At 41.5% G+C, this 19,599-nt stretch carries 19 protein-coding genes and 1 tRNA gene; 4 read left to right on the top strand and 16 right to left on the bottom strand.

Going from position 1 to position 19,599, the window contains the following annotated elements:
• Positions 1-290: 290 nt before the first annotated feature.
• The gene (locus BGP78_RS12405) at positions 291-929 is read left to right on the top strand and encodes a hypothetical protein (protein WP_119861650.1); all 639 of its coding nucleotides are present in this window, start codon (positions 291-293) and stop codon (positions 927-929) included.
• A gap of 21 nt (positions 930-950) precedes the next feature.
• Here the strand turns inward: BGP78_RS12405 and BGP78_RS12400 are convergent, their stop codons facing one another.
• The 4 genes from BGP78_RS12400 to BGP78_RS12385 all read right to left on the bottom strand — a co-directional run bounded on the left by BGP78_RS12400 (position 951) and on the right by BGP78_RS12385 (position 4,072).
• The gene (locus BGP78_RS12400; RefSeq protein WP_010362807.1) at positions 951-2,126 is read right to left on the bottom strand and encodes a mandelate racemase/muconate lactonizing enzyme family protein; all 1,176 of its coding nucleotides are present in this window, start codon (positions 2,124-2,126) and stop codon (positions 951-953) included.
• A gap of 8 nt (positions 2,127-2,134) precedes the next feature.
• A complete protein-coding gene (locus BGP78_RS12395; protein ID WP_119861649.1) occupies positions 2,135-2,902 on the bottom strand; it encodes a class II aldolase/adducin family protein in 768 nt (255 codons plus the stop codon).
• A gap of 132 nt (positions 2,903-3,034) precedes the next feature.
• The gene (locus BGP78_RS12390) at positions 3,035-3,358 is read right to left on the bottom strand and encodes a c-type cytochrome (protein WP_119861648.1); all 324 of its coding nucleotides are present in this window, start codon (positions 3,356-3,358) and stop codon (positions 3,035-3,037) included.
• A 174-nt stretch (positions 3,359-3,532) separates the two neighbouring features.
• Positions 3,533-4,072, bottom strand: a complete 540-nt coding sequence (locus BGP78_RS12385; RefSeq protein ID WP_119861647.1) for a DUF2058 domain-containing protein — start codon at positions 4,070-4,072, stop codon at positions 3,533-3,535.
• Positions 4,073-4,313: 241 nt separating this feature from the next.
• On the opposite strand from BGP78_RS12385, the gene BGP78_RS12380 reads away from it, so the two are divergent.
• Positions 4,314-5,468, top strand: coding sequence for an MFS transporter (locus BGP78_RS12380; RefSeq protein ID WP_119861646.1), 1,155 nt, complete (start codon positions 4,314-4,316; stop codon positions 5,466-5,468).
• On the opposite strand, the gene BGP78_RS12375 is transcribed toward BGP78_RS12380, so the two are convergent.
• Together BGP78_RS12375 and BGP78_RS12370 are read right to left on the bottom strand one after the other, a co-directional pair.
• On the bottom strand, positions 5,435-5,935 hold the full coding sequence (locus BGP78_RS12375; protein ID WP_119861645.1) for a prolyl-tRNA synthetase associated domain-containing protein: 501 nt from the start codon (positions 5,933-5,935) through the stop codon (positions 5,435-5,437). The two genes, BGP78_RS12380 and BGP78_RS12375, sit on opposite strands and share 34 nt — an antisense overlap.
• The gene (locus tag BGP78_RS12370) at positions 5,932-6,324 is read right to left on the bottom strand and encodes a hypothetical protein (protein ID WP_182912281.1); all 393 of its coding nucleotides are present in this window, start codon (positions 6,322-6,324) and stop codon (positions 5,932-5,934) included. Before BGP78_RS12370 ends, BGP78_RS12375 begins: the two co-directional genes overlap by 4 nt.
• Before the next feature lie 133 nt (positions 6,325-6,457).
• On the opposite strand from BGP78_RS12370, the gene BGP78_RS12365 reads away from it, so the two are divergent.
• Both BGP78_RS12365 and BGP78_RS12360 read left to right on the top strand, forming a co-directional pair.
• A tRNA-Ala gene (locus BGP78_RS12365) sits at positions 6,458-6,533 on the top strand.
• 476 nt (positions 6,534-7,009) lie between these two features.
• On the top strand, positions 7,010-8,869 hold the full coding sequence (locus BGP78_RS12360) for a sodium:proton antiporter (protein ID WP_119861644.1): 1,860 nt from the start codon (positions 7,010-7,012) through the stop codon (positions 8,867-8,869).
• A 64-nt stretch (positions 8,870-8,933) separates the two neighbouring features.
• On the opposite strand, the gene BGP78_RS12355 is transcribed toward BGP78_RS12360, so the two are convergent.
• The 10 genes from BGP78_RS12355 to tsaE all read right to left on the bottom strand — a co-directional run bounded on the left by BGP78_RS12355 (position 8,934) and on the right by tsaE (position 19,599).
• Positions 8,934-9,548 (bottom strand): tetratricopeptide repeat protein, encoded by a 615-nt coding sequence (locus BGP78_RS12355; RefSeq protein ID WP_119861643.1) that lies wholly within the window; start codon positions 9,546-9,548, stop codon positions 8,934-8,936.
• A 112-nt stretch (positions 9,549-9,660) separates the two neighbouring features.
• Positions 9,661-10,977, bottom strand: a complete 1,317-nt coding sequence (locus BGP78_RS12350; RefSeq protein ID WP_010362798.1) for an adenylosuccinate synthase — start codon at positions 10,975-10,977, stop codon at positions 9,661-9,663.
• A 171-nt stretch (positions 10,978-11,148) separates the two neighbouring features.
• Entirely contained in the window at positions 11,149-12,027 is an 879-nt protein-coding gene (hflC, locus tag BGP78_RS12345; RefSeq protein ID WP_119861705.1) for a protease modulator HflC, read from the bottom strand.
• A 5-nt stretch (positions 12,028-12,032) separates the two neighbouring features.
• Positions 12,033-13,208 (bottom strand): FtsH protease activity modulator HflK, encoded by a 1,176-nt coding sequence (gene hflK / locus BGP78_RS12340; protein ID WP_119861642.1) that lies wholly within the window; start codon positions 13,206-13,208, stop codon positions 12,033-12,035.
• 103 nt (positions 13,209-13,311) lie between these two features.
• Positions 13,312-14,598 carry a ribosome rescue GTPase HflX gene (gene hflX / locus BGP78_RS12335; protein WP_119861641.1) on the bottom strand — a complete coding sequence of 429 codons (1,287 nt, stop codon included), beginning with the start codon at positions 14,596-14,598 and terminating at the stop codon, positions 13,312-13,314.
• A gap of 18 nt (positions 14,599-14,616) precedes the next feature.
• Positions 14,617-14,883 (bottom strand): RNA chaperone Hfq, encoded by a 267-nt coding sequence (hfq, locus tag BGP78_RS12330; protein ID WP_010362794.1) that lies wholly within the window; start codon positions 14,881-14,883, stop codon positions 14,617-14,619.
• Between the two features lie 76 nt (positions 14,884-14,959).
• Positions 14,960-15,877, bottom strand: a complete 918-nt coding sequence (miaA, locus tag BGP78_RS12325; RefSeq protein WP_119861640.1) for a tRNA (adenosine(37)-N6)-dimethylallyltransferase MiaA — start codon at positions 15,875-15,877, stop codon at positions 14,960-14,962.
• Entirely contained in the window at positions 15,870-17,786 is a 1,917-nt protein-coding gene (mutL, locus tag BGP78_RS12320; protein WP_119861639.1) for a DNA mismatch repair endonuclease MutL, read from the bottom strand. The genes miaA and mutL overlap by 8 nt, the downstream gene beginning before the upstream one ends.
• A gap of 3 nt (positions 17,787-17,789) precedes the next feature.
• Positions 17,790-19,049, bottom strand: a complete 1,260-nt coding sequence (locus BGP78_RS12315) for an N-acetylmuramoyl-L-alanine amidase (protein WP_259386305.1) — start codon at positions 19,047-19,049, stop codon at positions 17,790-17,792.
• 88 nt (positions 19,050-19,137) lie between these two features.
• On the bottom strand, positions 19,138-19,599 hold the full coding sequence (gene tsaE / locus BGP78_RS12310; RefSeq protein ID WP_119861638.1) for a tRNA (adenosine(37)-N6)-threonylcarbamoyltransferase complex ATPase subunit type 1 TsaE: 462 nt from the start codon (positions 19,597-19,599) through the stop codon (positions 19,138-19,140).

Raw genomic sequence — 19,599 nt, 5'->3', positions numbered from 1 at the left:
ATTCATTTCTTTTTTTGTTTAATTAGTGTTAAATTCTTAATTGTAACTAAAGATAATTGTAACGAGCCATATCGTTTCAATTTTTATGGTTACAGGTAACCCCAAAAGTACAGACATAAATTGAAATACGGATAATATATCTATTTAATACAAATACTTTGCAAAAGGAATATCACAATGAAAGCACTATCGTTAGAAGCGTGTAAAAAAGTTGTAGGATCTGGTGTATTTGACCCTGAACACCCAGTGGTAGATACAAATTCAGCAAAGGCCAAAAAGCTCAATCGCCAATGAAGTCTGAGAAAAACCTTTATCGATTACTATTGATTTATGCAGTATCAATAGTCTTTTGGGCGATAGTCAAAGATAACCCTCTTATTTTTACTAGTGTACTGATTGCTTTTGGCTTACTTGTTTTATTCTTATCTTTTAGAATAGAAGAAGTTAATATAGCTACGATTGTTACATTAACACTGCTACCAACACTTATTGAGTTTCTCATTTTTGGATTAGGCTTGGTCAACTTATCATCATCACATGGAGATAGACTAGTTCAGAACAGTATAATATACGGCATACACTTTGCCATAGACTTATTTATATTGGTGCCATTAACTTACCGCGTTGAATTATCGAAAAAACTTTTCCCTATAGCCAAGGTCAAATATACCTTTGCTGATAGTATGCTGCCATGGGTACAAATTATTGCCATCGTGATGACTTTTTCTGCCTTGATTGAGAATTACTTTAGAAACGCCAAAGGCTATGATATCACCTTCTTTTTCTACTCATATTCAATCGTTGGATATTTAAAATACTCTTTCGCTTTCGGGATTATTACCGTATTACTCGGTATGGCGTATAAAGAATATTATGGCTTCAAAACACCGACATTACTTTCTAAAGGCATAAAACGCTCGAATAAATAGGGCCTCAAAGGCCCTTACTGCCTACTTTATTTCAACCCTTTGCGAACGCATAACAATCTCATCGTTTAGCTCGATACCGATACCTGGCTCTTCTGATACTTTGAAAATGCCATTTTCTGGCTGAGGGTCTTGAATACATAGCTCACGGTTCCACTTTTTAATCGCGTAAGTATGGTGTTCATGAATAAGAAAGTTAGGAATAGCCGTTTCTAAATGCAATGATGCCGCTGTTGCAACTGGGCCACCGCAAACATGTGCTTGTACACGCACATCAAAAATATCTGCATAATCACACACTTTCTTTGTTTCGGTAAAACCACCACACAAACCGACATCAGGCTGTAATACATCAATACTCTGATCTTCAAAGTATGGACGAACGCCCCAACGATTATATAAGCGCTCACCACCAGCAATAGGCACCGCAACCTTGTCTGCAACTTTCGCATGCAACGAGTGGTTTAAATAATTCACAGGTTCTTCATAGAACATGCAATCAAACTCTTGCGCAATCTCTCCAATTTGAATAGCAGAAGTCGCGCCAGGTAAACTATGACATTCAAAAATAATGTCTACTTCATCACCAACGGCTTCTCGAATAGCTTGCATACGCGCGCGGTATAATTTCATTTCTTGGCGAGAGATCAACTTAGTACGGTCATAATAAGTGTTACCCGCCTTATCATACATAATTGGGTCAACTTTGACGGCATCGTACCCTTGTGCAATCGCTTTTAGAGCCGCTTCTGCGTATTCTTGTGGTTGAACAAGTGCTTTAAATTCATCATCCCAATCAAATTGTAATTGTGACGCATAAGTACGTAGCTCTGGATTTACTTTACCACCAAGTAATTGATATACAGGTAACTTAAGTGCCTTACCTTTTATATCCCATAAGGCAATATCAATTGCACTCATCGCAGCATAAACCACAGGCCCACCACCTAGGCCCCAAAAGCTTTCTCTTAGCATACGAGACCAAAGCAGTTCAGTTTGAAATGGGTCATGCCCTATCAGAAACGCTTCCGCCATTTCTTTAATCATACTGGCAGCAGCACTATGCCCTAAGTCGTAAGCTAAACCCGCTTCCCCCACACCTGAAATACCTTCATCAGTATGAATTCGAATAAAAACGGGGGTCCAAGCTGGTCGTTCTGGACAGTGAATATCAAATACTTCGACGCGATTAACTTTCATGTAAACTCCTATTGAGCAAAACCAGGATCAAGACGATACGCCTTTCTCAACATGGCTGGCCAGGCTAACTGCCCACCTGTACTGCCGCTGTGTACCACGCTTGCTTGTTTATAAATATTATCAATGATGGGTTGTGGAACTTGAACAGCTTGTTGCCCGGTAGCTTGAATGGCGACTTGAATTTCACATGCTCGCTGCAAATCATAAAAACGCATAAATGCGTCGCCTACTGTTGGTCCAACCGTTAAACCACCATGATTCACCAGAAGCATATGGTTAGTCGTTCCCAAATCATCTTGTAAACGCTGTCTCTCATCATCATTTACGGCTAAACCTTCGTAACCATGGTAAGACAGTGAGGGCAGTGAAAACATCGAGTGCTGGCTTAAAGGCAATAGACCGCATTCGCTACTGGCGACCGCAATCGTTTCTTTGGTGTGTAAATGAATAACGCAGTGCGCGTCGTCACGAACCTCATGAATTGCGCTATGAATTGTAAATCCAGCAGGATTTATTTCAAATGGCGTGTCATCAATAATATTACCAGCCAAGTCAACTTTAACAAGATTGGAGGCGGTAACTTCGTCAAAGCTCAGGCCAAAAGCATTTACAAGATAATAGTCTGTACCGGGTAACCTAGCCGACATATGGGTATAAATTAAATCACCCCAACGCATGTGTTCTACCAGTCGGTAACATGCAGCTAAATCAACTCTCAATTGCCACTCTTGCTCACTGACCTTGCCTTTTAAATCAAGTTTTGGCAGCTCTAGCATATACTTTCCTTTTTACTTGGTCACACACCCATCAATATAGATGTTTAGAAGTCTAAATCACTCAGCTCGTTTGTTCAATGAAAAATAAAAACCACCGACAAGCGGTGGTTTTTATTTGAGTCAAATAATGCGTTATTTAACTTTAGATAAGTACTCTGCAATGGCGTCAATTTCAGCATCTGACACGTTAGCTACCATGGCTTTCATTGCCATCGACATACCATTATTACGTTTGCCAGATTTAATATCTTTCATCTGGGCCGCTAAATACTCTTTGTTCTGACCATTTAATTTCGGGTACAGTGCCATTATAGGCGCTTTACCTTCAGCACCGTGGCATGTTTGACACATCTTAGCGGTATAAAGTGCAGCACCATCCGCAGCGTTCACTGCCGTTGCTCCCATCGTGGAAAGCGCTAACCCGACTCCCATTATTACGTGTTTTATCTTGCTCATAACTTTACTCTTTTTTTAAATAAACGGATAAATCTTTTATAGTGTAGACCAATTACTTTCACTACACATACGCACTTACTCGCTTCAAAGATCGCAATGAGTGTATCCATACCAACGATAGTTGGCGCAGAGAAAAATAATCTTACCAGCCACATTCAGTCACTATTTTACGTCTTACCACACTAAATCGTCTGGGATCTCATAGTCTGCATATGGGTCATTTTCATCTGGCCCTTGGCTATCATCTTCAACATGGAACACGATGTACTTCTCATCCACCTCTGCGACCTTTCTTGCTGGCTCATCTTGAAGCACAAAAAACTGACCTTCCAGTACACAAATCGCTAAGCGGCCCTTAGATAAAGCGTTCTTCGTGGGCTCATCCACATCTAGTTCTTTTACTTTATTGTTATACGTAAAATTGAAAGTGAGTTCCCCACGGATCTCATCCTGATTGTGATGCTCTAAAATTTGTTTAACGCGAGCCACTTGCTCACGCTCTTTAAGCTCAGCTTTTTTCGCTTGATTCTGCTCTTCGGCTTTTTTCTGCTGCTCTAATTTAGTTTGCGCAATGTGCTTTTGTAAATCACTCGGATCGCTCGTGGCACCTTTTTTCTTTTTCTTCTGCGCTTTACGCTTTTCAGATTTAGCCACTTTGGCTTTATGTTCCGATGTTAATCCTGCTTTCAAAAGCTGGTCTTGTAATGAACCCATAATGCAGTGCTCCATGAAAATATAATGCGCTATATTTTAACCTAGTTGATTTTTTTCACCAGATAGAAAACACACATTTCTGTGGCTTATTTACTAGAAAAGGCACAAACAGTAATTTAGCAAGTCCATCAGCAGGCACCATGACTTAGCGCAAGTTATTTGTATCTAATAAATTTAAAGTTATGATGAAGAATAAATTTAATAAAAAATATCACACACTTATTCAATACTGAGTTGTTTCATGCCTTTAATGCTATTACTTAGCTGCTCTCTTTTTACATTTTTTGTCTTGTATGCACCGCAGCCTTTGTTGATGGTATTGGCAACGCAATACAACGTCAGCCCAGCCAGCAGTGGTAGCTTGATGTCTGCGACTATGCTGCCACTTGCAATCGCGCCAATTTGTTATGGCATTTTATTTGCTCGATTTAACCCGTTACGGATTTTAAAATATGCCATGTTCTTACTTGCGATCACCTGTATCACCTTTGTTCATATGCCCAACTTTGAGTTGCTGCTAGCCACACGTTTTATACAAGGTTTGATCTTACCCGCCGCGTTAACAGCCATGACAACTTACATCGGCCAACAATATCAAGGCCGGACCTTACATAAGAATATGACGCGGTATATCGCAAGTTCAATTATGGGAGGGTATTTAGGTCGAGTACTTTCAGCAAATTTCGCCGCCTTTTTTACCTGGCAAAGCTTTTACTATTTTATTGCAGTGATGCTTGTGGTTTTAGCCTTAACTATCACGACTCAGTCAAGTAAATTCAGTCCGAGCAAGCATACCGTACCAAGCTCACCTAAAGACTATGTACGTCCACTGAAAGAAACACGATTATTCAGACTTTATTGTGCGGTGTTTTGCATGTTCTTTTGCTTTTCAGGATTACTGAACTATTTGCCCTTTATCTTGCAAACACGCTTTCATATCATTGATAGTAAAATGATAGGGTGGGTTTACACCAGCTACTTAGTTGGTGCCATTTTATCACTGTCCACGCCCACTTTGCGACGCTATATCACTAACAACTGGGTATTTTTAAGCGCGGTATTTTTGACATATAGCATCAGTATTGCACTCTTATCAGTTAGTAACTTAAACTTCTTTGTCGTTATATTTACGCTCTTTTGTGCTTCTATGTTCATGATACATTCGACAGCAGCGCCAATAGTAAATCAATTAAGCAAAGCGCCGACTTCTATAACAAATGGCGCCTACGTCTCATTTTATTACAGTGGTGGCGCACTTGGCTCTTACATTCCAGGGCTTATCATGCAACACCATGGCTATACAGCCTTTATCATCAGTTTATTGCTCGTAAGCTTGGTGGGCCTGGTTTTAGTCACGAAGAATTATAAACATGGGATGTCAACTATGCGCGGATAATGCCCTGTTTGTCGCCAAAAAGTATAAAGATCATGTTGCTGTAATACCCAGGTTTTATCATTTTCAAACGGATGGCACTGCCACTCTAATTCGTTCAATAAACCACTATCTAGCCACAGTTCAACGGCTCTTTTATCATCATTAACTAACGCAAGAGCAGACACACAACCGGGTTTAACCCCTAAATACTTATCTAAGCGCTCCGTAGAAGCGAGCCCCAAACGGGATAGCTTTTGTTGTGTAGATAAGGCCTTTAAATCAACTTTCAAATGAGCACGGGTCAAGCACAAAATATGCTTCTTTCCTCGATTATCTCGTAAGAACAAGTTTTTGATCTGGACACCACTGCGTTTAAGTCCGAGTTTTTGCGCTTCAGTACAAGTAGGTAAAGGCGGATGTTCGTAACTTTTGAATGTGATCCTTAGCGTCTCTAGTACTGCTTTGAGCTTAAGCTGTTGAGGCGTCATGAGCACTCACCCCGCAATTGTACGCTCCTTTGTCGCCAAAAAACTTGGCTCACTTTATAGCCTTGCGAACAATACGCACTTTCATCGAGTTTTTTTTCTAAAAGCGTTACAGCCTCTTCTTCTAAAGCCAATTTTAACTCTGGAGAATCTTCAACGCGTTCATATTCAGAGAAACGCTTGAGCTCACTGCGCGTCATTGCTTTACGGCCATCCACTTTCATCATTGGGGTGGGTGAAACCGTCACAATAAATGCAAAGAGCTCAGCTCCTTGTTCAGATTTTTTTGTATGCAGTACCTGCTTTTCGATTTCATAGCTTGGTTTTGGCGTACTACTACACCCCAGCATTAATAATACGCTAGGGAAAATAACGGCTAGGCTTTTAATCAAAATATTCTACCCTCTTAAACTGTTTAGCCAGTCTAACAAAGGCAGCATTAAAATTGTTAATTTTTTAAAATCGAAAATACTTGACTCTTGAGGGGAAAAACTATAAATTTTTGCTCGTCTTTTGACGGAATGTGGGGCTATAGCTCAGCTGGGAGAGCGCCTGCCTTGCACGCAGGAGGTCAGCAGTTCGATCCTGCTTAGCTCCACCACTTTCCGTATCTTTATTTTATATATTGATCTTTCATTTTCCTTCTGACGAAACGGTTTATTCCCCTTAAATAGCTTTACCCAATCTTAAACACTAACGTACTTGATACTTCATATATTTTTGATTTTCGCCCAACACCCTATCATAATATGAGTTGACTGAGACTAGCCTACCATTGCATTGAATCACAAAAAATCCTCCTACAGACACTCCAATACGCATCATGTAACGCTTAATTCACCACAACCATCGAATACTGAGTAATTGGCCGTACAAATAATTCAAAACAGGCATCGTTGAAATGTCATATATTCACAGTAATTTTCACGGTAAAGGATCAATAAACAGTCTATTGTTAAAGTGAATACGTAGTTCGAAAACGCAATACTAAATTACTTTCTCTCAATTTAATTATGCGACAACCACTAGCGAGTTGTCCGTTAAACTTTGCTGACACTATGATCAGCCGGAGACGCTATGTCAGCTATTTACATTGCTGGAATTGCCTTATTTTCTGTTTTTGCACAATGGCTTGCATGGGTTTTCAAAGTGCCAGCTATCCTGTTTTTACTGCTTGTTGGACTCCTTCTCGGCCCAATTTCTGGCCAGCTAAGCCCTGATGACTTATTGGGGGACTTATTATTTCCCATTGTTTCACTGTCTGTTGCTGTGATCCTATTTGAAGGATCTTTAACCCTTCATTTTAGAGAACTTAAAGGTATTGGAAAAATAGTCCGTAACTTGTGCTCTATAGGCATGCTTGCAACCTTTGTTATTATTGCTCTCAGTGGTTATTTTGTCCTAAATTTGGACTGGCGAGTCGCTGCAGTGTTAGGCGCTGTACTCGTGGTTACTGGACCAACCGTTATTGCGCCAATGCTTAACGCAATGCGTCCGACACAAGACATTGACCGAGTATTACGCTGGGAAGGGATCGTTATAGATCCCATCGGGGCGCTATTTGCCGTATTAGTGTTTGAAGCAGTTAGCTTTGTAGGCAAAGGCGAAGTGTTAAGCCATACCCTAATCGCCCTTTTTACCACGTTAGGTGTGGGGATGAGTGTCGGCGTTGTTAGTGGCTGGCTAACAAGTTTATTGATCAGACGTGAATGGCTCCCGTATGAACTTCATAAGTTCGGGATCCTCGCATTGGTGCTATTTAGCTTTTCATTTTCTAACTTTTTAAGCCATGAGTCCGGTTTATTGGCTGTCACGGTCTTTGGTATTTGGCTTGCCAATCAAGATGATTTGGAAATTGATTCAGTCCTTGAGTTTAAAGAGGATCTATCAATGATCCTGATTTCGAGTTTATTTATCTTGCTCGCTGCACGCCTTCAAATCAGCGATTTGATGTTACTCGATATCAATATTTTCATCTTTCTCGCCATCGTACTCTTTGTCGCAAGACCTATCTGTATTGCTATCTCAACCTTCAATAGTGATTTGCCATTTAAATCTCGACTCCTATTATCTTGGATAGCACCTAGAGGAATAGTCGCAGCCGCAGTGGGTTCTGTCTTCGCGCTCAGTATGTTTGAATCAGGAATTGCAGATGCTAATAAAATAGTCCCTCTTATATTTACCGTGATCATTGTCACGGTGGTGCTGCAGAGCTTAACGGCCACTCCGCTCGCTAAATTATTAGGGGTGCGTCAACCCAGTCCAAATACATTACTCATAATTGGGGCTAATCACGTCGCTAGGGCTATTGCTTGTGGTTTAAAAGACCAAAATATTGACGTTCACTTGTCAGATCCAGCATGGGAAAATTGCAAGATGGCACGTATGGATGGCTTGCCTTGTTATTATGGAAACCCTCAGTCTGAACACGCGGAGCGTTACTTACCCCTCACTCAACTGAAATCAGTGATAGCACTTTCACCCAATCGCCATCACAACGCGTTAGGGGTGCAATACTTCTCGCATTTATTAAATGAGCAGAGTGTGTTTTCATTGCGCTCCTCAACCAATCATGCCAAAGCAAACAAAGATAGTGCGACCTTTTTATCCCGGCAGATATTGTTTGGAGAACAAGGGAATTATGCGCGCTTAAGTAGTTTAATAGCCAAAGGGGGAAAAGTAAGTGCAACCCGCCTATCAGAAGAATTTACGTGGCAACAGTATCTCGATGTCAATAAAGAAGCCATCCCCCTGTTTATTATATCTGAGCGCAGTAAAGAAGATGCCCCTCTGCTCATTAGGCCTTTTGTTATTGGTATGCAAAAGCAGCCTGAAGAAGGTGAAAAGATTGTCGCCTTGCAGCCCCCTAAAATGACTGTTTTAAAAGATACAGCTTTCAATAAAGAATCTTCTGAGCAAGCCCGCGTAGAAGGCTAAGAAACGTAGCGAGTATGTTGAATTCGGGTGGCTATGATACCTTTCTCATAGCCAGTTAAATAAGTTACAACGGCAAGCGTGCACGGCGTATAACACTTTGTGGCATACGCTCTGCGAGCTTGCTTAAAGCATGCTCTATTTGTTTATGTTGTTTTTTATCCGCAACGGCAGAATGAAATAACCACCGATAAGCATCTTCATAATCTCTCGGGCTGCCATGCCCGTTATTAAATAAGCTAACTAAACGTAGCTGGGCTTTTAAATTACCTTGTGCTGCGGCTTCACGTAAATAGGTTATCGCCATCGCTTTATCTGCTTGAACAAGCTGCCCTACATCATAATATCGACCTAGTTGCTCAAGTGCCGACGCTAGGCCCTGCTCAGCAGCACTACGCATGTAATATAACCCTAGCTCTACATCACGTTCTACACAAACCGCATACGCTAGCATATCCCCATATAAAAATTGATATGACGGTAACGCCATTGTCTCCGCTCTGGCTTCAATATCTTGAACCAATTGACATTCATCAGCCTTCACTCGCTCTAAATGCGTGTTCTGCTTTATGAGCTCAATTAACTCCGCCTGAGTATACAAGGGAACGGCTTCAATCGGCTCCTGTGCGGCAGATACTTGCCAACAGAGCAGAAAACCCACACTACACCACTTCTTCAACATAAGCACCTTGACGTCAATATCACACTCTAATATTTATACAAAGACTATACCAACAATCAAATTTTAGGCATAAAAAAAGCTGCAATTGCAGCTTTTTTTAATTTGACTGAGTTTACTCGCCAAATGGGTTGCGTAAAACCATCGTTTCTACGCGATCTGGGCCAGTTGAAATAATATCAATTGGCACACCAGTAATTTCTTCTAAACGCTTAACATAGTTAACAGCTGCTTCTGGAAGCTGTTCAACTGACGTTGCACCGAATGTATTTTCAGTCCAACCAGGCATTTCTTCATAAACTGGCGTTACTTTCTCGTAACCTTCAGCAGCCAATGGGGTGATATTTGTTACCGTTCCATCTTCTAACTGATAACCAGTACAGATCTTAATTGTTTCTAAGCCATCTAAAACATCTAACTTAGTTAAACAAAAGCCTGTGATACTATTGATTTGAATTGCACGACGCATCGCAACAGCATCAAACCAACCAGTACGGCGTAAACGACCTGTTGTCGCGCCAAACTCATGGCCTTTATCACCTAAGTGCTTACCTACTGGGTCTTGCTTGTCTAAACCATCGTATAGTTCAGTTGGGAAAGGACCTGAACCTACACGTGTTGTATATGCTTTAACAATACCAAGTACGTAATCTAAGTTTAATGGACCAAAACCAGCACCTGTTGCAACACCACCTGCAGTGGTATTTGAAGACGTTACATATGGGTATGTACCATGATCGATATCTAGTAACGTACCCTGTGCACCTTCAAATAAGATGTGTTCACCTGCCGCACGCTTTTGATCAAGTAGTTCTGTAACATCAACAACCATTGATTTCAGAATATCAGCAACAGCCATTGCATCGTCATACGTCTTTTGGAAGTCTACTGCGTCAACTTTGTAGTAATTTACAAGTGCGAAGTTATGGTACTCAAGCACTTCTTTAAGCTTAGTTGCAAATTGCTCTGGATTGAATAAATCACCAACGCGTAATCCACGACGTGCAACTTTGTCTTCATATGCAGGGCCGATACCACGACCTGTTGTACCAATTGCTTTCTCGCCGCGAGCAAGCTCACGTGCTTGGTCTAAAGCTACATGGTAAGGCAAAATAAGAGGACAAGCTTCACTGATCAACAAACGTTCACGTACTGGTACGCCACGCTCTTCTAGCATGCCAATTTCTCTCATTAGCGCATCTGGCGCTAAAACCACACCATTGCCGATCACGCACTGTACGTTTTCACGTAGCACACCTGAAGGGATTAAGTGTAGAACGGTTTTTTCACCGTTAATTACCAATGTATGGCCTGCGTTATGACCACCTTGATAACGTACAACAAGAGAAGCTTTATCTGTCAGTAAGTCAACAACCTTACCTTTACCTTCGTCACCCCATTGGGTGCCTAATACAACGACGTTTTTACCCATTGCAAAATCACTTAGAAAAAATTAGGCGCAGATTTTACCAGAAAACCATGGTCAAGATCACCTTGTTTAGATTATTTTTTCCTCATTCAATTTTTTATTATCAAAAGCCATTGAATTAAAAACAAAAAAAGCTCTGAAATCTCAGAGCTTTTTTATAAAGGTCTACAGCCACTACTGTGGGTTTGCGCCTTTCATGTAATTGAAGAAATCGCTTTTCGGCGATAGTACCATTACATCATTTTTGTCTTTAAACGTATTTTTGTACGCTTCTAGCGAACGAACAAAACTAAAGAACTCAGGATCTTTGTTATACGCATCTGCATAAATCTTTGCAGCTGTTGCATCACCTTCACCTCGAACACCACGCGCATTACGTTCAGCATCAGCCAACATAACCGTCACACGGCGGTCTACTTCAGCTCGGATCGTCTCAGCCTTCTCTTGACCTTCAGAACGGTGCTCTTTCGCCACAGCGGTACGCTCAGCGCGCATACGTTGGTAGATTGAGTTACTCACTTCATTAGGTAAGTTAATTTGCTTAACACGAACATCTAATACTTCAATACCAAGCTCTTGTGCACTTTCTGATGCTTGAACCAGCGCTTCAGCCATTAACTCGCTTCGCTCACCTGATACAATTTCACGAATAGTACGCGAACCAAAGTTTGTTCTCAGTCCATTATTCACTTTTTGCTTTAGGAGTGTTTCAGCATATGCCTTATCACCACGTGCACGTAAGTAAAATGAACTAAAGTCATTAACACGCCATTTTACGAAAGAGTCAACAATCAAATCTTTCTTTTCACTGGTTACAAATCTATCAGGTGCGCCATCAAGTGTTTGAATACGCGCATCTAAACGACGAACTTGACTGAAAAATGGAATTTTCAGATGCAAGCCAGGTCCATAAACTACAGCGTCATCATTGCTATCTTTTTGTACTTTACTAAAAAGTAAAACAATCGCACGTTGACCTTCTGTTACCACAAACACCGATGAAAAAGACATCACGACCGCGGCTAGTAGTAGTACAACACTAAAGTTTTTCATTGCCATTACCTCCCGCTGTTAAATCTGTCTTGTGTATAGCGATCATTACTGCTATTCACTGTGCTATTACGTGATTGACCTAGCGTCTTACGAAGCTGATTAATATCATTTTGGTTCGGTAAAGTCATCGGTGTGCCACCTGAAGACTGGTTCATGATTTTATCAAGCGGTAAATACATCATGTTATTTGAGCCTTCAACGTCAACTAGCACCTTAGTACTACGCCCTAATACCTCTTCCATTGCATCTATGTATAAACGCTGACGCGTTACTTCTTTCGCTGCAATGTATTCTGGTAATAGTTTCTCAAATCGTGCGACCTCACCTTGAGCTTCTAATGTAATACGCTCTCGGTAACCTTCCGCTTCTTGGGTCATTCGTGTAACTCGACCACGTGCACTCGGCTCAATCTCACGCGCATACGCTTCAGCTTCACGGATGAAGCGCTCTTCATCTTCTTGTGCTGCAATTGCATCATCAAACGCATCTTTTACTTCTGAGGGTGGACGCGAATCTTTAAAGTTCACATCAGTTACCAAAATACCTAAATTGTAAGGTTCGATAATTTTGTTAAGTTCATCCCAGGTACGCTGACGAACTAACTCACGGCCTGTTGTTAGTACTTGGTCCATGCGTGAGTGACCCACAACATATCGTAAAGCACTATCAAGAGATTGCTGTAAACTGTGATCGGCATCCGTCACACTAAACTTGTATAGGGTTGGATCCATAACACGATATTGCACTTCAAATTCAACGCTTACCACATTTTCATCTTCAGTGAGCATAAAGCCTGATGCTGATAACGAACGAACGGCTTCGATATTAATTGGAATGACACGCTCAATAAACGTCATTTTCCAACGTAAACCTGGCTCAGCAATACGGTCAAATTTACCAAATTGTAATACGATGCCGCGCTCAGCTTCTTTAACGGTATAAATACCACTTAAAGCCCAAACAACAGCTGCGATAAGTAATACAAATGTAATACCAGCACCACCGATGCCGCCATTGCCACCACCGCCGCCGGATTTACCGCCGAACAAACCGCCAAACTTGTTACTGAACTTACGGAATACTTCATCTAGATCAGGTGGGCCTTGATCTCGTCCACCACGGTTTTTATTTTTCCATGGGTCGTTATCATTGCCATTATTACCCGGTTCATTCCAGGCCATAGCTATACTCCATTGTAATTAAAATGAATTAAGATAAATCTAACAAATATAGAACGCATCTCATACAAAAATGCGCACAAAACTGTAATTTATTGTGAAAATTCTATTTTATAATAAAACTTTCTATCTCTGAGCCTTGTTCTTTCTTTAGCTTTTCCCAGTCGACATGAGGAACTCTGACGTCAATTAGCCAATTGCCCTGCTCGTCATAACTTTCTTGCTGCACTGCACTCAGGTTAAACAACGCCCCTCGTAGACGTCCAAAACTTGGCGGAATACATAGACTCTCTGAGAATATTTTTTTCGCCAGTAATTCAGAAATAGCATCACTGAGTAGCTCAACACCCGCACCGCTATGTGCGGATAACCACACACGAATAGGCATTCCTTCGTCGTTGCGGTCGATACGAGGTCTTACGTCGTCTAGTAAATCGATTTTGTTATACACTAATAATTGAGGAATATCATCTGCCTCAATTTCAGTTAAAACCGATTGTACCTCTTCTATATTCTCTTTTCTTCTACTATCCGCCGCATCAATCACATGAATTTGTAAATCAGCTTCTCGTGTTTCTGTTAACGTTGCTTTAAAAGCCGCCACTAGGTCATGAGGTAAATGGCGAATAAAGCCTACCGTATCAGCTAAGATCACAGGCCCAATATCGTCTATATGCAACTTTCTTAATGTGGGATCAAGTGTTGCAAATAATTGGTCTGCTGCATACACATCAGCATTAGTAATATGGTTAAAGAGTGTCGACTTTCCGGCGTTGGTATACCCGACTAGCGATACAGTAGGTACCTCGTTGCGAGCTCTCGCACGTCGCCCTTGCTCTCGCACAAGTGCCACCTTATCTAAGCGCTTGCGGATACTCTTTATACGCTCTCGCAGTAAACGGCGGTCAGTTTCTAACTGCGTTTCACCTGGTCCTCGTAACCCAATACCACCTTTTTGGCGCTCTAAATGCGTCCAACCTCGGATCAATCGGGTAGAAACATGACGCAGTTGAGCAAGCTCAACTTGTAATTTACCTTCGTGCGTTCTTGCACGTTGGGCGAATATATCTAAAATCAATGTCGTTCTATCTAATACTCGACACTGGCAGATACGTTCTAAATTGCGTTCTTGCGAAGGGCTGAGTTGGTGATTAAATATGATGACATCTGCATTGTGGATTTTGACAGTTTCAGCTATTTCTTCTGCTTTACCCGTACCGACGAATAGTTTGGCATGCGGTGATTGACGGCTGCCTTGCACAACCGTCAAACTACTAACACCAGCAGAAGATACCAACATTTCCAGCTCATGAAGATCTTCACGATCTCCTTCATTTGGAAACTCGATATGGACTAAAACTGCCTGTTCGCCGGCTTCATAACGGTCAAACAAGCATTACGCTCCTAGTTTTTATTGATAGCTACCTTCATCGCTTTGCTCAGCAACGTCATTGCCTTGCGCACTTTGAAAATTAACTGCGCGCGCAGGCACAACAGTAGAAATAGCGTGCTTATAAACCATCTGGTTTACTGTGTTTTCAAGCAAAATTACAAACTGGTCAAACGATTGAATTTTACCCTGTAATTTAATGCCGTTAACTAAAAAAATTGAAACAGGAATGCGCTCACGACGTAAGACATTCAAAAATGGGTCTTGTAACGATTGGCCTTTTGCCATTTTCTTTTCCTTCGTTCTAGGTGTTATTATAGTTTCGCTGTCATCAAATCGGAACAGATTGATTTAACAACTACTATTAGCTTAGCGAAGTTAGTACGCGTTGCAAGTTTTCTTGATCATCAGTCTCTAACCAATTCACATCAGGCCAGCTCCTTAACCAAGTAAGCTGACGCTTCGCAAGTTGTCTGGTTGCCGCAATCCCTTTGAATACCATTTCGTCATGATCGCAGTTTCCCGCTAAATGTTCCCACATTTGTCGATACCCTACACACCGTATCGACGGTAAATCTGGATGTAAGTCTCCCCGCTGATATAAGGTCGAAACTTCATTTTTAAACCCCTGATCTAACATTATATTAAATCTTTTTTCAATACGATCGTGTAATACTTTACGATCAGTGGGCGCAATCGCAAATTGGTGGAATTGATAAGGTAAAAGAGGCTGTTTTTGCTGCTGCAAAACAGTCATAGTTTGACCTGTCAAACGATATACTTCAAGGGCTCGATTGATGCGCTGAGAATCATTTTCGCTGATTTTTGCTGCTGCATCAGGGTCAACCGCTGCAAGTTGCTCATGCAAACCAGCCCAACCGATTTGCTGTGCTTGCGCTTCTAACTCTTGACGTATTGTAGCATCAGCTTCCGGCAAAGGAGATAGCCCTTCAATTAAACCTTTAAAATACATCATCGTCCCCCCTACCAAAATGGGCACTTTTCCTTGTTGGTGTAACTGATCAATTTTTTCAATCGCATCACGACGAAAATCAGCCACCGAATAGGTTTCAAGCGGATCTAACATATCAATTAGATGATGTGGTGCGAGTGATAACTCCTCTGCATCAGGTTTAGCTGTGCCTATGTTCATGCCTTTATATACCAAAGCAGAATCAACGCTGATCACTTGTGTATCTAAATGTTGGCATAACTCAATGGCCAATGCCGTTTTTCCTGCGGCAGTGGGGCCCATTAAGGTTATAACGGGTAAATTATTCACTCTCAGACTCTTGCTGTAATAACTTCAAAAATATACTGCTTTCTATTTTAACTGCTTTTTCCTGAATGCGCGCCAAACATTCGGTATTTTTTTCTACTGCTGGCTGAATTTTTGCAAAATGCTCCGATTCAAAATAACGTTTAGGTGTATGACTATTGAGCCACTCTAGCCAATGTTCTAATGAATCTGGATTTGTACTGCACCCCGCCAACAGAGCTGTCATAAATGTTGCGACATCTATACTGTACAAGCTCATTGGCATTTTTTTTATCATTGCATATTGCTCAAACAATGAAATTTCAAAGCCCAATAAAGTTAACCACGAACTTTGGTCATGTAACTGTGCTAAGTCTGTTTTCTCTAAATTAACTCTAACAGGTAATAGCAATGCTTTACCCAGCAAGGCAGCATCCTGCTCTATAACTTTTTGCCAATAAGTGGTGAGAGCATATTCAAAGTGTGAAATATACATATCACCATCACGCTTAATTAACACAGCACCATTAGGAATACTCAACCAAGAGACTTGCTGAACTGAGTTGACTGCTGGCTCTGCCACCTCAACAACATTATCAAAATGGCTGGCTTGCTGATGAGACAACCCCTGATAAAGCTGATTTGCATTATATTTACGAGAATTGTGCGGCTGTGTAGAGTGAGTACTAAAACCCGAACCACCGCTGTTCCCTGTGGTCCCTCGACCACTATTGGCATTATAACCACCTTCAGAGCGCTGCTCTCTTGTGTTGCCCTCTTGTGGATCATAACTTCCAACAAGACCCGCATAGTCGGTATTCGTTTCATTAATAGTTTGTAGCGAGCTGCGGTACGTTTGATGCTCTTCATCTGGTTGCTGGTGCATTTGCATAGCACGTGCTTCATCACCCGCTACACCCGACTCCTCTTCTAAAGGCGCAATCAAGTCCGCGGGTAATACAACTTGCTTAATAGCTTGCACAATAAAATCATGCACTAACCGCGCTTGGTGAAAACGGACCTCATGTTTAGCTGGATGCACATTTACGTCAACCTGACGCGGGTCTATCTCAACGTACACCACAAAGCCCGGTAAAGCCTGTTCTCCTGCAGCTTCTTCAAAAGCTTGTCGAATCGCATGCAAAACTAACTTGTCTCGCATCATTCGCCCATTAACATAGCTGTATTGTATGCTGTTGGTATTGCCAATCGGCAACACCCAACCATAGAGCTTTAAGCCATCAGTCCCTGACTCTATAAATGCAGCAAGCTGCTCAAATTCTTTTCCAGCAACCTGCGCAACCCGCTTTACACCCTGTGTCGACTCGCGGGCTCGATATTGACGCACTACTTTTTTATTGTGCGTCAAAGTTAATGCAATATCAAAGCGACTCAGTGCAATACGCTTTAATAGCTCATCAATATGACTGAACTCCGTTTTCTCTGTTCGTAAAAACTTGCGACGTGCTGGCGTATTAAAAAACAGATCTTTCACTTCAATCGTCGTGCCATCTGGATGTGCTGTCGGCTGCACTTGCACCGCCATATCTCGCCCTTCAGCAAAAGCTTGCCATGCTGTTTCTTGTGTTGCAGGCTTTGAACTTAATGTTAACCGAGACACTGAGCTAATTGAGGCTAATGCTTCCCCCCTAAATCCCAATGATGAAATACATTCTAAATCATCCAAGCTCTTTAACTTACTCGTTGCATGTCGAGATAACGCCAAAGTGAGTTCATCTTTAGCGATCGCTTTGCCGTTATCACGAATACGAATTAGCTTATGCCCACCACGCTCTATATCAATGTGGATCTTTGTTGCTCCTGCATCAATACTATTCTCTACCAGTTCTTTGACAACCGAGGCTGGGCGCTCAACCACCTCACCTGCGGCTATCTGGTTAGCTAGACGTGCGGGTAATATTTCAATGCTCATATGCTAGGCTTTTGGGATCATAAGAATTTGGCCAATGTAAAGGGTATTCTTCTTTAACTGGTTATGCTTTTTTAGTGCTGAAATGGTGGTACCGTAACGGCTTGCAAGTACACTCAGCGACTCACCACTTTTCACTTTATGTCTCAGTGGTTTATTATTTTTTAAACTGGCGAATAAAGAGTCATCCGGAGGATTACGCTTATAATAATTTCTGATGGAGTAAAAAATCGCCTGTGCCAGTCGCTGCTGGTGTTGCGCAGTATTTAGCTTACGCTCTTCTTTTGGATTAGAGATAAAGCCAGTTTCAACCAATATTGAAGGAATGTCTGGAGATTTTAATACCCCAAAGTTTGCAGCTTGAGGTCGCTTTTTATGTAACTTAGACACACTTTTAAGCTCCTTAACGACCTCATCAGCGACTTGAAATGCCGTTTTCATAGAGTGATCCATCGACATATCTAACAACGCTTTCGCTAAATACTTTTCATTGGCAGTGTCTTTAATTAAATCGGCCGCGCCTCCCAACAACTGAGAGTGTTTTTCCTTATCTTCTAACCACTTACCTATTTCAGAGTTAGCTCGACGCAGTGATAAAACCCACACTGAAGTACCGTTTGGGCCCGGACTTGAAAATGCATCTGCATGTATCGAAACAAAAAAGTCAGCGCGTTTTTTTCGTGCATGCGCCGTGCGCGTATTAAGCTTTAAGTAGTAGTCTCCAGTACGAATTAAACGCGCTTTCATTCCAGGTTCTTTATCAACCAGTCGTGCAACTCGCTTCGCTATCTGTAGGGTAATATTCTTTTCATACGTACCTGCAGGCCCTATTGAACCTGGATCTTCTCCACCATGTCCTGCATCAATGGCAATAATAATATCTCTGTCTGCGGTGCGTGTTCGTTTTTTAGCTGTGCTTTTATCAACTGAAAATGACTTTTGCTTTTTAGAATATAAATCAACGACTAGGCGGTTTTTGTAAGGCCCCGTTGGTGCTAAGGCAAATACCACTGGCTTTACCGCCCCAGTTAATTCAAATACAACCCGCGTGCTATTTTTCTTTTTAGGTTTACTGTATCTCAATTTACTGATCAAATTATGCTTTTTGGGCACACTGGGTAAATATTTAGCTTGCTGTGTATTTTGTAAATCAATAACCAACCGCAAAGGGTTTTTCAGCATAAAGTAGCTAAAGTCTGGCTTCGACGACATGTCAAAAACCACACGCGTGCTTTCAGGTGAAGGCCATACACGTACACCTTCCATGTTGTTTTTTGCCAGTACCTTTGTACTGATAAATAGGCACAGTAATACCGTGCAAAGCACGACCGTATGATATTTAAATAATCTCATATTACCCTAAACTGCTGATAATTTTTTCTCCACGCGCACTCTTTGCGGTGATAGTAATACAGCGTTGCTGATCCTCATATGCCATTTCAATACTAAGATCTGGTGTGGGAATAAAACCCACCCCTTTCTCAGGCCATTCAACAATACAAATAGCCTGATCTGCAAAATAATCTCTGATCCCCATATATTCAAGCTCTTCGGGATCACCCAAACGATATAAATCAAAATGATAAATTGACACATCATCTAATTCATATGGCTCCACCAGGGTATAAGTGGGGCTTTTTACTTTTCCATTATGCCCTAACCCTTGCACAATGCCTCTGCTTAATGTGGTTTTGCCAGCGCCTAAATCCCCATTTAAAAACAACACAGCCCCTGTTTTCACAGCATTGGACAAGCGTCGGCCCATCTCTACAGTTGCCGCTTCATCAGCTAAGTGTAGGCAAAAAACATCACTCAT

The sequence above is a fragment of the Pseudoalteromonas sp. MSK9-3 genome, from assembly GCF_003590335.1.
Taxonomy (GTDB): Bacteria; Pseudomonadota; Gammaproteobacteria; order Enterobacterales; family Alteromonadaceae; genus Pseudoalteromonas.
This window is presented reverse-complemented; position numbering and strand designations above follow the sequence as displayed.

Coding starts and splice junctions, on each gene's coding strand:
- BGP78_RS12350 (WP_010362798.1), bottom strand. CDS start 10,977: ATGGGTAAAAACGTCGTTGTATTAGGCACCCAATGGGGTGACGAAGGT.
- BGP78_RS12395 (WP_119861649.1), bottom strand. CDS start 2,902: ATGCTAGAGCTGCCAAAACTTGATTTAAAAGGCAAGGTCAGTGAGCAA.
- BGP78_RS12390 (WP_119861648.1), bottom strand. CDS start 3,358: ATGAGCAAGATAAAACACGTAATAATGGGAGTCGGGTTAGCGCTTTCC.
- hflK (WP_119861642.1), bottom strand. CDS start 13,208: ATGGCCTGGAATGAACCGGGTAATAATGGCAATGATAACGACCCATGG.
- BGP78_RS12385 (WP_119861647.1), bottom strand. CDS start 4,072: ATGGGTTCATTACAAGACCAGCTTTTGAAAGCAGGATTAACATCGGAA.
- BGP78_RS12360 (WP_119861644.1), top strand. CDS start 7,010: ATGTCAGCTATTTACATTGCTGGAATTGCCTTATTTTCTGTTTTTGCA.
- tsaE (WP_119861638.1), bottom strand. CDS start 19,599: ATGAGTGATGTTTTTTGCCTACACTTAGCTGATGAAGCGGCAACTGTA.
- hfq (WP_010362794.1), bottom strand. CDS start 14,883: ATGGCAAAAGGCCAATCGTTACAAGACCCATTTTTGAATGTCTTACGT.
- BGP78_RS12375 (WP_119861645.1), bottom strand. CDS start 5,935: ATGACGCCTCAACAGCTTAAGCTCAAAGCAGTACTAGAGACGCTAAGG.
- mutL (WP_119861639.1), bottom strand. CDS start 17,786: ATGAGCATTGAAATATTACCCGCACGTCTAGCTAACCAGATAGCCGCA.
- BGP78_RS12405 (WP_119861650.1), top strand. CDS start 291: ATGAAGTCTGAGAAAAACCTTTATCGATTACTATTGATTTATGCAGTA.
- BGP78_RS12355 (WP_119861643.1), bottom strand. CDS start 9,548: ATGTTGAAGAAGTGGTGTAGTGTGGGTTTTCTGCTCTGTTGGCAAGTA.
- BGP78_RS12400 (WP_010362807.1), bottom strand. CDS start 2,126: ATGAAAGTTAATCGCGTCGAAGTATTTGATATTCACTGTCCAGAACGA.
- BGP78_RS12380 (WP_119861646.1), top strand. CDS start 4,314: ATGCCTTTAATGCTATTACTTAGCTGCTCTCTTTTTACATTTTTTGTC.
- hflC (WP_119861705.1), bottom strand. CDS start 12,027: ATGAAAAACTTTAGTGTTGTACTACTACTAGCCGCGGTCGTGATGTCT.
- BGP78_RS12315 (WP_259386305.1), bottom strand. CDS start 19,049: ATGGAAGGTGTACGTGTATGGCCTTCACCTGAAAGCACGCGTGTGGTT.